Consider the following 14228-nt stretch of genomic DNA (forward strand, 5'->3'; position numbering starts at 1 on the left):
GCGCGATAATCCATAAAAATGGGGCACGCAATCGCGCGTGTTATAGCAAGTATTGTAAATTGCAGCGCAGTTTAACATGCGCTACACAGCTTATAAATTAGGTTTTATTACCGCAAGCGCAACAATAATTAGCAGCGCAATAACTGGGAGCTCATTAAAAATACGATAAAAACGGTCCGTTTTGGTATTTCTGTCGTGTTTAAAGTCGCTCAGTAATTTAAAGCAGTAGCCGTGGTATAGATATAAAATAATGACCAGTACCAGTTTGTAGTGCAGCCACATGCTATACCTAAACCACTCACGGCCATATTCTACAATAGTGAGTACACCAAAAACGGCCGTTAAAATAGCAAACGGGGTAACAAAAAAGAGTAGCCGACGCTCCATTACTTTAAGCATAGAGTTACAGGCTTTTTCTTCGCTCATTGCGTGGTATACAAATAACCGAGGTAAATAAAAAATACCGGCAAACCAAGCAATCATAAAAAAAATGTGCAGTGTTTTATAAATTAGTAAAGCGCTCATAAGAATCCTAAAGTAGGCTGTTACGAATAGTTAAAATATTATTTATTTGATCCCAGCGTAATAGCCCCATTATTTGTTGATCATCTAGCAAGTTGTATACATACAGGGCGCCGCTGCGTTTATCTTTTAAAATATCAAAGGCATCAGCTAAGGTCGACTGGCTGCTAATGCCTTGTAAGCTAATGTAGTTTATATTTATGTTTTCGCCCGACATCAGGGTAAGGTCGTACTCTGCTAGGCGATAGCCGTTTTCTTCATCGTAAACTATTAAAGGGGTTTGGCTGTCCATGGCGTCTAAGGTGTTTTTAATTTGCTCTTTATCGTCTGAATAAAGCAGTTTAAAGTCCTCATCCATATCATCCATTATGCCCACTTTTTGTAGCGCCTCCGTTGCGGGCGATACATGATAGGGTAGCCCCTGAAAATCGAGCTGTTGCAAAAATATAGACCGATTGCCAAATACTTGCAGCGCCGTTACATAGGCGGTTGTTATCACTAACATGGCCGGTACAATAATCTCTGGCGAGGACGTAAGCTCCATCACAGTTGTTAATGCTGCTAACGGCGCATGTAATGTAGCTGCGAGTAAACCGGCCATTCCTAATACGCCGTATGTGCCTGCAATGTCAGCACCTGGGCTTATAAATTGGGCAAAAAAGGCCATTAAAGTACCTGTTAATACACCTAGCCCAATAACGGGACCTATTAAGCCGCCCGGTATTCCTAGGCCAATGGCAAACAGGGTCGCCAGCAGTTTAGCTATTAAAATAGTGGTAAGTAGCTGCGCGTTTTCAGGCGATTCAACCGCAATAGTAATCGCACTCATACCCGAACCCATTGCTTGGGGCACTGCATAGGCAATAATACTCGCAATACAACCTGCAATGAGTAAACGAGGAAACATGCTTAAAGGTTTAAATGTTTTTATGATCAGCATTAAATTTTGATTAAAGCTATAGGCAATTGCCCCTAAGGCCATGCCACATAAAATTAAATATGGGTAATGCCAACCACTCAATGGCGTAATGCTAATAAGTGCAAGCTCTGAGCCTTCACCAAACACAAATTGGGTTGCTAATGCACCAGTTAGTGCGGCAAGCATAATTGGTACAAAAATATGAACTTTGTACTCACGTAGCACCACTTCCATTACAAAAATAACCGCAGCCAGTGGGGTATTAAACGAGGCCGCAATACCAGCGGCGACACCACAGCCACTTAATGTACGCATGGCGTTATGCGGTAAATGAAGTTTATCGGCTAATATACTTGCGCCAGTGGCGCCCATATGAACAGATGGCCCTTCGCGGCCCACCGAAAAACCACTAATAAGTGCCAGTGCACCACCAACAAATTGGTTTACGGTGTTGTAAAGCGGCATTTGCCCGTAGTGGCGTTTAATGCGATGAATAACAAAAGGAATGCCTAATCGGTAGTGCTTAAAGCCAGTAAATGCAGCAAATGTAGCAATCAGTAGCGCAGCAATTAACGGCATTAAAACCCGTTCAATAGTGGGGATGGTAGTAAAATTATCGGGAGTGTCTAAAAATAAGCTTTGAAAAAACAGAATCGTTAAGCGAAATAAAATAATAAAAAATGCAGCAATTAAACCAGCACTTACGCCTAATAAGCATAATTGCACAGAGGTTTTTGGTTTTGCTAATCGACGCCTGAGTTGCTCAAGCCACATGCTGTATTCTCCGCCACATTTTTTCAGCGAGCAGTTTAACAAAAGTGTGCAGGTAAGTCCTTGTGATTTTGCAATTTTAAACACTTATATTAACAAATATTACAGCAATCACTGAAAACACATTTTGCTATCGTATCGGCTAAAGCAATAGTTTAAAGGCTAAGATAGCGCAAGAGATGTTTGACTATACTTGATTAAAACACTCGGGTATTAGATAATCACGCCATTGCGATATTGAGGGTTTTAAAATGTCTGAAGAATTACCAATAAAGTTCAGCGATGCAGCTGCTGTTCGTGTTAAACAGTTAATCGACGAAGAAGAAAATCCAGATTTAAAACTGCGTGTTTACGTAACAGGTGGTGGTTGTTCTGGTTTTCAATATGGTTTTACTTTTGATGAAAAAGCAAATCCTGGCGATTTAGAAATAGTTAAAAATGGTGTAACCCTGGTTATTGACCCAATGAGTATTCAGTACTTAGTTGATGGCGAAGTGGATTACACCGAAGGGTTAGAAGGTGCACGCTTTTTTGTATCTAATCCTAATGCAACGACTACCTGTGGGTGTGGTGCAAGTTTTAGCGTTTAAGCAATTTACGCTTAGCTATTAAAGCCGCGTTAGCGGCTTTTTTAATGCCTAAAATTCAATTGGGCTGTAATGGGTAAACTGCATTATTAATACAAAAAAGCCTAATACAAAAGCAGAAAAGGCAAGTATGTATAAAAAGCCTTTTTTACCTTGTTTAATGGGTACTCCGTAGTGACGTAAAAACAAAAACCATAAAAAGCATAGTAAAATAGGCAACAAAAATAAGACTCTAAACATACTTCCTCTTTAGTCCCTTACTTAGGGAAAAACGTTATTTATGGGAACTTTTTTACCCTTACTGTTGTTTAAACATCAATACAGCAAGGTTATTCGCACGTTAATTTGTAACAAAGTGCTTTTATCTTACAATTAATTTTTTAGGAAAAAACTTAATATTTTTGGTACGTTAACTTAAATATTCAGCATAAGTAAAGGTTAGTGGTTGGGTAAATTTATGCAAACTATGTAATTAATTATTTAACCGAACTGTTAATAGTATATAATGTATCCAAGAGTGAGACGGGCAAAATTTCACTCTTAATAAAAATAAACCTATATCCTATTTTTGCGGGTTAGCACTGAATAGATTGGTAGGTTGAATAAGTAGCAATACCTTTGCTTATTTAAGCAATAGCTTGCTATTGAATAATGTAGTGGGTTTCTGCTTATATGCCTCCAATCATTGTGTGACTACTGCTTTGACGGGTATGTCATATCATCTAGTAGGAGATGTAAAATGATGGGCAAGACTGTTTCTTCTGAAGAAAACGAAAAGCTAACTAAATGGCTTAAAACAAAACGCCATGAAAAGGGTCATACAATGCGTAGCCTGGCACAAGTGCTAGGAACACCTCACTCATTTATCGGTAAGATTGAAAATCAAGAACGCCGCTTAGATGTTATTGAGTTTGTACGTTACTGTAATGCACTTGAAGTTGATCCGCATGAAGCGCTAGGCTTAATTAAAGCGGATTAATATTGTTTTGCTTAGGGTGTTATAAGGGGCACTTGAACGGCCTAAGCAAATCACGTTAATGCAAGGATGCATTACATATTTTTATGGTAATTTTGCTCTAACTGATAGAGCTTATGCCTAATCAAATATAAAAACACCAGCGAAGGTATTACCATTAATGCCGTTAACACAAAAAATAATGCCCAATTTCCCATTAGCCAATCATCAATAACCACACCACTGTAACTTGAAAGCAATGTACGCCCTAAATTCCCAAGCGAAGCCAGTAAAGCATAATGTGTTGCACTAAATGCCCGGTCACATAACATCGATATAAATGCCACCATAGCGACTAACGACCAAGCCTGAGTAAAGCCGTCAATTACAATAGCAAAAGCGTATAAGCCTAAATTAGGGCCAACCAGCGCAATAGCCGAAAATGCTAAATTAGACCCCGCCATAGCTACACCACTTATAAATAGCCCTTTTACAATGCCGTACTTTTGATTAAACAAGCTGCCCACAAAGGTAAAAGCAATGGTGAGTACTGCAGTGCCTACTTTTGAAAAAGTGGCTATATCGCTGTTGCTAAAGCCTATTTCTTTATAAAAAACAATCGACATACGCCCTAAAAAAGCTTCGCCTATTTTAAATAAGAAAATAAATGCTAATAAGGCAAGGGCTGTTTTAACCCCATTTTTAGCAAAAAAGGTTTTAAAGGGATCAACCACTGTAACGCCAAGCCAAGCAATCACTTTAGTAAAGGGCGTTTGCTTAATGCTGGCTAGTTTTTCAAGGTATACGCGCTCAAGCTCTGCGTGAACAGCTTCTCGGTTTGATTTAGGCTCTTTGGCAAATAACACGCCGCTCATTAGTATCAACATAACAGCGGCTAAAAAGTAATACACTTGTGGCCAATCTAAAGAGGGGATATCGGCCATGTAAAAAGGTATAGCCCCTAGTAATGCATAACCTGTCCACCAACCCGATGTGGCCATAGCAGCAGCTGCAGTGGCTTTATGAGATTCGTTTTCGCTTAACGTGTCTATTCTAAAAGCATCAATTGCTATGTCTTGTGTGGCAGAGGCGACTGCGATGAGTAAACACAAGCCGGCGGCAATCGCTAAGTTTGCTTTTAAATCAAGCCCCGCTAAAAGCAGGGTGCCAATAAACATAAAGCTTTGGCAAAATAAAATCCAGCTGCGACGTTGCCCAAACCACTTGTACAATAACGGCAGTTTGGTTCTATCAATAAGCGGCGACCACATAAAATTAATGCTGTATGCGCCAAATACAATACCAAATAAGCCAATCATACTGCGGCTTAGGCCTTCGTCTTTTAGCCAAGCCGACATCACAGAGCCAATCAGTACCCATGGAAAACCACTGCTCATACCAAATATAAAAATATTGATTAAACGTTTATCTTTAAAATACGAGAAATATTCGCTTACTGAGAGGGTTTTGCTCATAGGGCCTTCATTGGCGTTGGGTGCAACTTAGTTGCACCTCAGTGATTTATAATGGGGTTTGCTCAAGTACTTTAATATTTAAAATAACAACGGGCGTTTTTGGTACAAAGTCGTAGCCAATTTTTTCATTAAAGCCGGTTTCAACAGCCATAATTTTATCTAGCGTGTCGTAACCATCCATTACATTGCCAAACACGGCAAAGCCCCAATCTCTACCTGGGTTTAAATGATCGTTATCATCCATATTAAAAAAGAACTGGCGAGTTCCTGAATGCGGTTCACGGTCTTGATACGCCATAGCGATGCTGTACATATCATTTTTTAAACCATTGCCACTTTCGTTAAATATAGGGTCGTTTTCGTGTAAGCCATCAAGGTCTTTATCGTAGCCACCACCTTGTATTACAAAGTCACGGTCGTTTTCAACATCACGTTCTACACGGTGGAATATACTGCCTTGGTAACTTTTATCCATTACGTAGGTTAAAAAGTTATTTACCGTAATAGGGGCTTTTGAGCGGTCTAGCTCAACCACAATGCTACCCAATGACGTGACTATTTCTACACGCGGGAAAATATTGTCTTTTTGAACAAAACGGCCTTCTTGCGCGGCAAAGGTGCTTACACTAAATAGTAGGCTTAAGCAGATTAAAAATCGTTTCATTGTTAACCTTCTAAAAATTCAATTAATTCTGGGTCCGATACAATGCGGGTTATAATTTGTTCCGTCAACTTATTGAGTTGACCTTCAATTTTGGCGCGATCGTGGCTCAGCGGCCCTTCTAAATTAGCACTGCCACGATACACTTTACTAAAATTGCTGGTAGAGCGAATGACCCTTACGCCTAGCTCAATGTGCGCTTCGCTGGTATGGCTCATGAGCTTTTCAGTCACCTTTGCTTGTAAGGCATGAATGTCTAGTTCAAAGCGGGTTGTTGCTAGGTTTGAAATACTTGCCCCGTTACGATTTAGCGCGCTATCTAATACGCTTTTAACAGAGGTTACAATATCTTGGCTGGCAAAGGTTTTGGTTTTGTCCGACTCAACAAGCTTAAGGGTGGCGCTATCACCACGTAAATCAATAACGCTGGTACTTAAACTGGCTGAAATAACGCTAATTTGGCCACTTTTATAAACCGGGTTTAGTATCACTTGGTTTGGCTGGTTACTGCATGCGCTAAACACCAGCATGGAGCAACAGGCTAAAATAAATTTAGTTAATTTCATTTTATAGCATCCCACTATTTTTAGTTGCGCTGAGCACTACAAACTTTTTGTTTGAACCTAATAGCTTACAGTTACCAAACATACGATTTAATTTATCGTGATAATCTAAATGACGATTACCAATAATACGCAGCTCGCCACCTTCTTTTAATGTATCTTTTGCTTGTTTAAACATTTGCCACGCAATGTGGTCTGTAACCGCTTGGGCTTGGTGAAATGGAGGGTTACACAACACCATATCCACACTTTCTCTTGCAAAGCCGGTTAAACAATCGTTTTCTATAAATTGGCAATCATCAAATTTATTTGCTTGGTTAAGTTCTACATTTAAACGTGCAGATTCGACCGCCATGTACGACTCATCAACAAAGGTTACCGACGCATTTGGACAGCGTGATAACGTCATTAAGCCCACTACGCCATTTCCACAGCCTAAGTCGATAATACTTTTTGCTTTTGAGGTTTGCGGCAAGTAATTAAAAAAGAATCGTGCACCTATATCTAACGAATCGCGCGAAAACACATTGGCATGGTTCGTTATATTAAAATCAGTGCCTTCAAGCTGCCAACTTACTGGGAAGTTAGCTTCTATATAACCGCCTTTAGCTGTACTTAATATTAAACGCGACTTTTTAACGGCCAAGCTTGTTTTGGTTTCGCCAATAAATTGCTCAAACGCTTTTATAGTTGAGTTATGAATCTCCTTTGTTTTACCCGCGGCAATAACCGGTGTGCCAGGGGCAAGTACTTCACTCAACTCGCTTAATTGAAACTGTAAAAACCCGACGTTACGCGGTATTTTTATAAGTACTAAATCAACCTCTTCAGGCAGCGCAGATAAGCTATCTAACTGTGTAAATTGGGCTGTTGATAGTTTATTTTCTTTTAAATTATAGGCTGCAGCTTGGTGGCTAATATAAGAATCGTTAACTGAACAAACCGTTAATTCACTAAAATAACAGGCAAGGGCGCCAAACGCGTCGTTTAAAATTAGTAATGAGCGACAATCAGGGTGATGTTCGTTAACATAATTGATAAGGTACTCGTCGGCCGAATCCCACGCTTGTAAACTGCGGTTTTTTTGATCCAAAGGGAAACGTTCAAGAGTAAATGTTTTATCGCCTAGCTGGGCTTGCGTCGTCATAATGGTTTGTTGATCAGTAATCTAATGTAGGTAAATTCTAACATGCAACGGCAAAACGCCAACCCCCAACAGTTACCAAACGGCTTTTCTTATCAAAGTAAGGCGCTTAGTGCGCAAAAAAGCCTCGATTTATTTTATTATTTACAAAAAAATCTTAATTGGCAGCAGCCTAATGTTACTGTGTATGGCAGAACAGGGCCCATTCCACGTTTGCAATGTTTTATGAGCGACTTAAATATTGAATATGGTTACTCACACAGTAAACAAATAGTAGAGCCGTGGGATGAGGTGCTTTTAGCAATGCGAAAACGTTTAGAGCGACATTTAAATAAGCCGTTTAATTCGTTATTAGTCAATTATTACCGTGATGGTAACGACACCATGGGCTGGCACAGTGATGATGAAATAGAGCTAGGCCCTGAGCCTACCATTGTATGTATATCGCTTGGTGCTGAGCGCGTACTCAAATTAAAACAAAAAGCCACCAATAAAGTCACCGACTTAAAATTACAAAGCGGTAGTTGTTTAGTGATGAGTGGGCATAGTCAGCGCGACTACCAGCACGCAATCCCCAAACAAACAACGCTTGCTCACCCACGGATCAGCTTAACGTACCGCTTTATTGAGCACATTAAACAAAAGCAATTTAGTTAGTTAAATTAACTTGTTATAGTAGCTGCACAAATCAGTGACTAAATATGGTGTTTTAATGTCAATGCAACAACAAATTCAAGACAAGCTTAGTAGCGCGATTGCCTGTAAGCATTTAAACGTAATTAACGAAAGCCATATGCACAGCGCCGGTACTGAGTCGCATTTTAAAGTAATTGTGGTAAGTGAAGAGTTTGCGGGTAAACGATTACTACAGCGCCACCGCCAAATTAACGAAGTACTAAAAGATGAGCTAGCAAATCATATTCATGCCTTAGCAATTCATACGTACACGCCAGATGAATTTTCAGAGCAGGGTGGCGAAGCACCTGACTCTCCAAATTGTATGGGCGGCTCAAAGCTAAATTAACCACAATGTAGGTTAGCCAATATAAATAGGGGTATTTGATCAGGTTTAACTGATCAGATCAGTGTTTTTAGTATTAGCCTTTAAACTAGCGCTAATTTTTATTGTAAAAGATATAGGATGATCAATGGTCATTAAGCCTAAAATTCGTGGATTTATTTGTACTAACGCACACCCTGTAGGTTGTGCAGAGCATGTTCAAGAGCAAATTAACTATGTAAAACAACAAGGCGAATTAAAAGATGCGCCTAAAAATGTACTCGTAATTGGTGCATCTACTGGCTACGGCTTAGCGTCTCGTATTACGGCGGCATTTGGCGGTGGGGCTAAAACACTGGGTATTTTCTTTGAAAAAGAAGGTACAGAGCGTAAAACAGGTTCTGCTGGTTGGTACAATACAGCAGCATTTCAAGACGCTGCAGATGAAGCTGGGCTTTGGTCAAAAAATATTAATGGCGATGCGTTTTCTAACGAAATTAAGCAAAAAGCAATCGAGACAATCAAAGCAGATTTAGGCAAAGTAGACTGTATTATTTACAGCTTAGCATCGCCTCGTCGTACCGATCCAAATACAGGTGAGGTGTATTCATCTACACTTAAACCTATTGGCAGTGCTGTAACTACAAAAAACTTAAATACGTCAAAGCGCGAAATTGACGAAGTAACAGTAGAAGCCGCAAGCCAAGATGACATCGACAACACCATTAAAGTGATGGGCGGTGAAGATTGGGAAATGTGGATTGATGCATTAAAAGAAGCAGACGTACTAGCCGATAACTTTAAAACCACGGCTTATACTTATATAGGTAAAGAGTTAACGTGGCCAATCTACGGGCACGCAACTATAGGTAAAGCAAAAGAAGATTTAGACCGAGCAACTGCTGCAATTAAAGAATCGACAAAAGATTTAAATGGTCAAGCCTATGTGTCGTCGTTAAATGCTGTTGTTACTCAGGCAAGCTCTGCTATTCCTATTATGCCGCTATATATCTCTGCTTTATTTAAAGTAATGAAAGCCGATGGCACTTATGAAGGCACTATTGAGCAAATTCATGCTTTATTTAGTGAAAACCTATACGGTGAAAGCCCACGATTTGACGAGGGCGGCCACTTATTCCAAAACTACAAAGAGCTAGAAGATGATGTACAAGCACGTGTGCAAGCTGTTTGGGATAAAGTAGATACGAGCTCAATTGATGAGCTAACCGATTATGTAGGCTACCATAACGAATTTTTACGTTTATTTGGTTTTGGCATTGACGCTGTTGACTATGAGCAAGATGTAGATGCAGTTAAGCCAATTGCAAACATGATTGACTAATCATACTTTGTAATTATAAAAAGTCGCTTATTGCGGCTTTTTTGCTTTTAGTGTTTTAGATATTTTGTGGCAGTTAGGTGCTTAGGCTACCACTTTGGTCTACCTTGATTTTTATTTAAAACACTTAACAAAACTAAATAAGCGTTTCTGTCGTATAATTTTCATAAATACACTCGCATAGTCGTACATAATGATGTTAAAATCGAAGCAATATGTGAGGAGTTTTACTGCGTTGCTTGTTTGATATTCCTAGCAAGTTGTTCTTTTGTACCTTGATATATCTTGGATAACTCAAGTGGCGACGTGGTTGATACGATTTTTCAGTTTCTTTCCGTTAATTAATGCAAGTGCGTATGATCAACATAAAAAAAGGTCTGGATTTACCCATAGAGGGCGCGCCTCAGCAAGTTATTCATGATGGTTCTGCCATCAAACGTGTAGCTGTGCTAGGTGAAGAGTTTATCGGTATGCGTCCAACCATGCATGTTCGTGTGGATGACCAAGTCAAAAAAGGCCAGGTACTTTTTGAAGACAAAAAGAACCCAGGCGTCCTATTTACTGCACCAGCTTCTGGTACAGTAAAAGAAATTAATCGTGGTGCTAAACGTGTGCTGCAATCTGTTGTTATTGAAGTAAACGGCAGTGAGCAAATCACCTTTGACTCTTTCAATGCAGATGAGCTTGCAAGCTTATCGCGTGAAAAAGCCAAAGAAGTACTTGTTCAGTCAGGTCAATGGACAGCACTTCGTGCTCGCCCATTTAGCAAAATAGCTGCGTTGGATGCAAATCCTAGCTCTATATTTGTAACCGCTATCGACACAAACCCTCTTGCTGCAGATCCTGCAGTAATTATTGCCGAAAATGCAGCTGCATTTGAAGCGGGTCTTGCTGTTGTTTCGCGTTTGACCGATGGCAAAGTATTTGTATGTAAGCAAGCTGGCAGTCAAGTTCCTAGCTCGTCTATCGCTCAAGTAGAAGTACATGAGTTCGGTGGCGTGCATCCAGCAGGCTTAGTTGGTACTCATATTCATCACCTTGATGCAGTATCTGTTAATAAACAAGTTTGGCATATTGGTTACCAAGACGTTATCGCGTATGGTCACTTATTCCTTACTGGTGAAATCAACACAGACCGTGTTATTTCGCTTGCAGGTCCTCGCGTTAAAAACCCTCGTTTAGTGAAAACACAACTAGGTGCTTCATTAGATGATTTAGTGGCAGGCGAATTAGAAGACGGTGATAACCGTGTTATTTCTGGTTCTGTTTTATCTGGCGCTATTTCTTCAGGTCCTCATGCATTCTTAGGTCGCTACCACGTTCAAGTATCTGTTTTACTTGAAGGTCGCGAAAAAGAGCTGTTTGGTTGGATTGCACCTGGTAGTGATAAATTCTCTGTAACGCGTACATTCCTTTCTCACCTTGCACCGAGTCGTTTATTTAAAATGACAACGTCTACAGGTGGTTCAAAACGTGCCATGGTACCAATTGGTAGCTACGAGCGCGTAATGCCGTTAGATATTTTGCCAACTCTATTATTACGTGACTTAATTTCACGTGATTTAGACAGTGCAATTTCATTAGGCGCGCTTGAACTTGATGAAGAAGATTTAGCGTTATGTACCTTCGTTTGTCCGGGCAAATACGAGTATGGTTCTATCCTACGCGATTGCTTAACAACGATCGAGAAGGAAGGCTAAGAGATGGGTTTAAAGAAATTTTTAGAAGACATTGAGCCGCATTTTGAACCAGGTGGTAAACACGAAAAATGGTACGCCCTGTATGAAGCAGCCGCGACTATTTTTTACACGCCAGGTTATGTAAATAAAGGCGCAACTCACGTTCGCGATAATATCGACCTAAAACGCATGATGATTTTAGTGTGGATGGCGACGTTCCCAGCTATGTTTTTTGGTATGTTCAACATCGGTCATCAGGCCGCAGGTGCTTTAGCACAAGGTTTTGAACTAGCAAACTCTTGGCAGGTTGGCTTGTTCCAGTTATTTGGTGGTGAATTAACCGCTGAGTCGGGCTGGGGCGCTAAAATGTTCTACGGGGCATGCTTCTTCTTACCAATATACGCCGTTACTTTTGCAGTAGGTGGTTTTTGGGAAGTACTATTTGCTTCTGTGCGTAAGCATGAAGTTAACGAAGGTTTCTTCGTAACCTCTGTATTATTTGCACTTATTTTGCCTGCGACTATTCCTTTATGGCAAGTGGCGTTAGGTATTACGTTTGGTGTTGTTATTGCTAAAGAAATCTTTGGTGGTACAGGCCGTAACTTCTTAAACCCTGCATTAGCGGGCCGTGCGTTTTTATTCTTCGCATACCCGGCACAAATTTCAGGTGACACAGTATGGACTGCAGTAGACTCGTTCTCTGGTGCAACTATGCTAGGTCAAGCGTTTGTAGGCACTCTTGATTACAGCAACATGGAGCTATGGTGGAATGCGTTTTACGGTTTCATTCAAGGTTCTGTAGGTGAGACATCTACGCTTGCTGTGCTTATTGGTGGCTTATTCTTAATTTACGTTCGCATCGCTTCTTGGCGCATTGTACTAGGTGTATTCCTAGGTATGGTGGCAACTGCATTCTTATTAAATGCGGTTGGCTCTGAGAGCAATCCTGTATTTGCAATGCCTTGGCATTGGCATTTAGTACTGGGTGGTTTTGCGTTTGGTATGTTCTTTATGGCTACTGACCCTGTATCAGCTGCATTTACCGATAAAGGTAAGTTCGCATACGGCGCGCTTATTGGCTTTATGGTAGTTATGATCCGTGTAGTAAACCCTGCTTTCCCAGAAGGCATGATGCTAGCAATCTTATTTGCTAACTTATTTGCTCCACTGTTCGATCACTTTGTAGTGCAAGCTAATATCAAGCGGAGGTTGGCACGTAATGTCTAGTAATAACGAATCAATCGGCAAAACGTTAACGGTTGTTGTAGCACTATGTTTAGTGTGTGCAATTATTGTATCGTTTGCTTCTGTACAGCTTCGTCCTTTACAGCAAGCTAATAAAACTCAAGATATTCAACGTAATATCTTAGCAGCAGCTGATATTGAAATCGCAAACTCTGTATCTGACACATTCGATGGCAAAATCGAAGCACGTGTTGTTGATATGGACACTGGCGAATTTGTTGAAGATGCTGATCCAAACTCATTTGATTTCGAAAAATCGAAATTCGACCAACAAAGAAGTTTTGCACTTAAAGCAGAAGGGATTAAGGACATCGCTGGTATTCAGCGTATGACTAAAAACTCACCTGTTTACATCTCTAAAAAAGAAGATGGCTCTACAGATGCAATCATTTTACCTATCCAAGGGTACGGCCTTTGGGGTGTAATGTATGGTTTCTTAGCGCTTGAAAGCGATGGCGAAACAGTTAAAAACATCAACTTTTACAAGCATAGCGAAACACCAGGCCTGGGTGGCGAAATTCAAAACCCACAATGGACAGCTAAATGGCAAGGTAAAGAGTTACCTATTAACATTATGAAAAGCGGTGCTAGCAACGAACATCAAATTGATGGTTTATCAGGTGCTACACTAACTTCTAATGGTGTTGATCACACAGTTGACTTTTGGACTGGTGAAAACGGCTTTGGTCCTTTCCTTGCGAAGGTACGTGAAGGAGCGTTGAAATAATGGCTGATACTAAAGAAATGAAGTCGGTCCTATTTGGTCCGGTTTTAGCTAACAACCCAATCGCATTACAAGTACTTGGTATTTGTTCTGCTCTGGCGGTAACGTCTAGCTTAAAAAATGCCTTAATCATGTCAATTGCTTTGACATTAGTAACGGCGTTTTCTAGCTTGTTCATTTCAAGCATTCGTAACCACATACCTTCATCAGTACGTATTATCGTACAGATGACGATCATTGCTTCACTAGTAATTGTTGTAGATCAAGTATTACAAGCATTCTCTTACGCTACGGCGAAAGAGCTTTCTGTATTCGTTGGCCTAATCATTACTAACTGTATTGTAATGGGTCGTGCTGAAGCGTACGCAATGAAGTCGCCGCCACTTATGTCATTTTTAGATGGTATTGGTAATGGCTTAGGCTACTCAGTGGTATTACTTACTGTTGGTTTCATTCGTGAGCTATTTGGTAAGGGAACACTATTCGGTGTTGATATTATCCCATTAGTACAAGATGGTGGTTGGTATCAACCTATGGGTCTATTGATTTTACCACCGAGTGCATTCTTCATCATTGGTTTATTCATATGGGTACTTCGTACTTATAAGAAAGACCAAGTAGAAGCTAAAGCGTAAGGGGCAAGC

Annotated in this window: 16 protein-coding genes; 9 read left to right on the forward strand and 7 right to left on the reverse strand. The window is 40.3% G+C overall.

The annotated features are described in order from the left end of the window. Positions 1-90 precede the first annotated feature (90 nt). Positions 91-525 carry a CopD family protein gene (locus PSH48_RS00465; RefSeq protein ID WP_024034304.1) on the reverse strand — a complete coding sequence of 145 codons (435 nt, stop codon included), beginning with the start codon at positions 523-525 and terminating at the stop codon, positions 91-93. 7 nt (positions 526-532) lie between these two features. Continuing rightward, on the reverse strand, positions 533-2215 hold the full coding sequence (locus tag PSH48_RS00470; protein ID WP_024034303.1) for a chloride channel protein: 1683 nt from the start codon (positions 2213-2215) through the stop codon (positions 533-535). Between the two features lie 248 nt (positions 2216-2463). On the opposite strand from PSH48_RS00470, the gene erpA reads away from it, so the two are divergent. After that, positions 2464-2802 (forward strand): iron-sulfur cluster insertion protein ErpA, encoded by a 339-nt coding sequence (gene erpA, locus PSH48_RS00475; protein WP_002958911.1) that lies wholly within the window; start codon positions 2464-2466, stop codon positions 2800-2802. Positions 2803-2850: 48 nt separating this feature from the next. Here erpA and PSH48_RS00480 read toward each other — a convergent pair whose 3' ends face one another. After that, complete coding sequence (locus tag PSH48_RS00480; protein ID WP_004587152.1) at positions 2851-3039, reverse strand: hypothetical protein; 189 nt, start codon at positions 3037-3039, stop codon at positions 2851-2853. Positions 3040-3538: 499 nt separating this feature from the next. On the opposite strand from PSH48_RS00480, the gene PSH48_RS00485 reads away from it, so the two are divergent. After that, on the forward strand, positions 3539-3778 hold the full coding sequence (locus tag PSH48_RS00485; RefSeq protein WP_004587151.1) for a helix-turn-helix domain-containing protein: 240 nt from the start codon (positions 3539-3541) through the stop codon (positions 3776-3778). A 71-nt stretch (positions 3779-3849) separates the two neighbouring features. On the opposite strand, the gene PSH48_RS00490 is transcribed toward PSH48_RS00485, so the two are convergent. The 4 genes from PSH48_RS00490 to PSH48_RS00505 are packed head-to-tail and all read right to left on the reverse strand — an operon-like array spanning position 3850 to position 7600. Further along, positions 3850-5229 carry an AmpG family muropeptide MFS transporter gene (locus PSH48_RS00490; RefSeq protein ID WP_004587150.1) on the reverse strand — a complete coding sequence of 460 codons (1380 nt, stop codon included), beginning with the start codon at positions 5227-5229 and terminating at the stop codon, positions 3850-3852. Positions 5230-5275: 46 nt separating this feature from the next. Next, positions 5276-5893: a peptidylprolyl isomerase gene (locus PSH48_RS00495; RefSeq protein ID WP_004587149.1), complete on the reverse strand. Its 618-nt coding sequence runs from the start codon at positions 5891-5893 to the stop codon at positions 5276-5278. 2 nt (positions 5894-5895) lie between these two features. Beyond that, on the reverse strand, positions 5896-6456 hold the full coding sequence (locus PSH48_RS00500) for a YajG family lipoprotein (RefSeq protein WP_004587148.1): 561 nt from the start codon (positions 6454-6456) through the stop codon (positions 5896-5898). A 1-nt stretch (position 6457) separates the two neighbouring features. Continuing rightward, complete coding sequence (locus PSH48_RS00505) at positions 6458-7600, reverse strand: methyltransferase (RefSeq protein ID WP_273610696.1); 1143 nt, start codon at positions 7598-7600, stop codon at positions 6458-6460. Between the two features lie 42 nt (positions 7601-7642). On the opposite strand from PSH48_RS00505, the gene PSH48_RS00510 reads away from it, so the two are divergent. From PSH48_RS00510 to PSH48_RS00540, 7 genes are all read left to right on the forward strand, one after another. Next, the gene (locus tag PSH48_RS00510) at positions 7643-8254 is read left to right on the forward strand and encodes an alpha-ketoglutarate-dependent dioxygenase AlkB family protein (protein ID WP_273610697.1); all 612 of its coding nucleotides are present in this window, start codon (positions 7643-7645) and stop codon (positions 8252-8254) included. Between the two features lie 55 nt (positions 8255-8309). Next, positions 8310-8621: a BolA family protein gene (locus tag PSH48_RS00515; RefSeq protein ID WP_004587145.1), complete on the forward strand. Its 312-nt coding sequence runs from the start codon at positions 8310-8312 to the stop codon at positions 8619-8621. 124 nt (positions 8622-8745) lie between these two features. Beyond that, entirely contained in the window at positions 8746-9939 is a 1194-nt protein-coding gene (fabV, locus tag PSH48_RS00520; RefSeq protein WP_273610698.1) for an enoyl-ACP reductase FabV, read from the forward strand. A gap of 353 nt (positions 9940-10292) precedes the next feature. Further along, positions 10293-11636: a Na(+)-translocating NADH-quinone reductase subunit A gene (locus PSH48_RS00525; protein WP_004587143.1), complete on the forward strand. Its 1344-nt coding sequence runs from the start codon at positions 10293-10295 to the stop codon at positions 11634-11636. Between the two features lie 3 nt (positions 11637-11639). Further along, entirely contained in the window at positions 11640-12842 is a 1203-nt protein-coding gene (locus PSH48_RS00530) for an NADH:ubiquinone reductase (Na(+)-transporting) subunit B (RefSeq protein ID WP_004587142.1), read from the forward strand. Next, positions 12835-13587 carry a Na(+)-translocating NADH-quinone reductase subunit C gene (locus PSH48_RS00535; RefSeq protein WP_004587141.1) on the forward strand — a complete coding sequence of 251 codons (753 nt, stop codon included), beginning with the start codon at positions 12835-12837 and terminating at the stop codon, positions 13585-13587. Before PSH48_RS00530 ends, PSH48_RS00535 begins: the two co-directional genes overlap by 8 nt. Continuing rightward, positions 13587-14219, forward strand: coding sequence for an NADH:ubiquinone reductase (Na(+)-transporting) subunit D (locus tag PSH48_RS00540; RefSeq protein ID WP_004587140.1), 633 nt, complete (start codon positions 13587-13589; stop codon positions 14217-14219). Before PSH48_RS00535 ends, PSH48_RS00540 begins: the two co-directional genes overlap by 1 nt. The last annotated feature ends 9 nt before the right edge of the window (positions 14220-14228 follow it).

Origin of the sequence: Pseudoalteromonas sp. Angola-4 (genome assembly GCF_028599265.1) — a bacterium.
GTDB classification, from domain to species: Bacteria; Pseudomonadota; Gammaproteobacteria; order Enterobacterales; family Alteromonadaceae; genus Pseudoalteromonas; species Pseudoalteromonas atlantica.

Bases quoted from the DNA above. Each gene is read 5' to 3' on its own strand.
- PSH48_RS00465 (WP_024034304.1), bottom strand. From the start codon at position 525: ATGAGCGCTTTACTAATTTATAAAACACTGCACATTTTTTTTATGATT.
- PSH48_RS00470 (WP_024034303.1), bottom strand. From the start codon at position 2,215: ATGTGGCTTGAGCAACTCAGGCGTCGATTAGCAAAACCAAAAACCTCT.
- erpA (WP_002958911.1), top strand. From the start codon at position 2,464: ATGTCTGAAGAATTACCAATAAAGTTCAGCGATGCAGCTGCTGTTCGT.
- PSH48_RS00480 (WP_004587152.1), bottom strand. From the start codon at position 3,039: ATGTTTAGAGTCTTATTTTTGTTGCCTATTTTACTATGCTTTTTATGG.
- PSH48_RS00485 (WP_004587151.1), top strand. From the start codon at position 3,539: ATGATGGGCAAGACTGTTTCTTCTGAAGAAAACGAAAAGCTAACTAAA.
- PSH48_RS00490 (WP_004587150.1), bottom strand. From the start codon at position 5,229: ATGAGCAAAACCCTCTCAGTAAGCGAATATTTCTCGTATTTTAAAGAT.
- PSH48_RS00495 (WP_004587149.1), bottom strand. From the start codon at position 5,893: ATGAAACGATTTTTAATCTGCTTAAGCCTACTATTTAGTGTAAGCACC.
- PSH48_RS00500 (WP_004587148.1), bottom strand. From the start codon at position 6,456: ATGAAATTAACTAAATTTATTTTAGCCTGTTGCTCCATGCTGGTGTTT.
- PSH48_RS00505 (WP_273610696.1), bottom strand. From the start codon at position 7,600: ATGACGACGCAAGCCCAGCTAGGCGATAAAACATTTACTCTTGAACGT.
- PSH48_RS00510 (WP_273610697.1), top strand. From the start codon at position 7,643: ATGCAACGGCAAAACGCCAACCCCCAACAGTTACCAAACGGCTTTTCT.
- PSH48_RS00515 (WP_004587145.1), top strand. From the start codon at position 8,310: ATGTCAATGCAACAACAAATTCAAGACAAGCTTAGTAGCGCGATTGCC.
- fabV (WP_273610698.1), top strand. From the start codon at position 8,746: ATGGTCATTAAGCCTAAAATTCGTGGATTTATTTGTACTAACGCACAC.
- PSH48_RS00525 (WP_004587143.1), top strand. From the start codon at position 10,293: ATGATCAACATAAAAAAAGGTCTGGATTTACCCATAGAGGGCGCGCCT.
- PSH48_RS00530 (WP_004587142.1), top strand. From the start codon at position 11,640: ATGGGTTTAAAGAAATTTTTAGAAGACATTGAGCCGCATTTTGAACCA.
- PSH48_RS00535 (WP_004587141.1), top strand. From the start codon at position 12,835: ATGTCTAGTAATAACGAATCAATCGGCAAAACGTTAACGGTTGTTGTA.
- PSH48_RS00540 (WP_004587140.1), top strand. From the start codon at position 13,587: ATGGCTGATACTAAAGAAATGAAGTCGGTCCTATTTGGTCCGGTTTTA.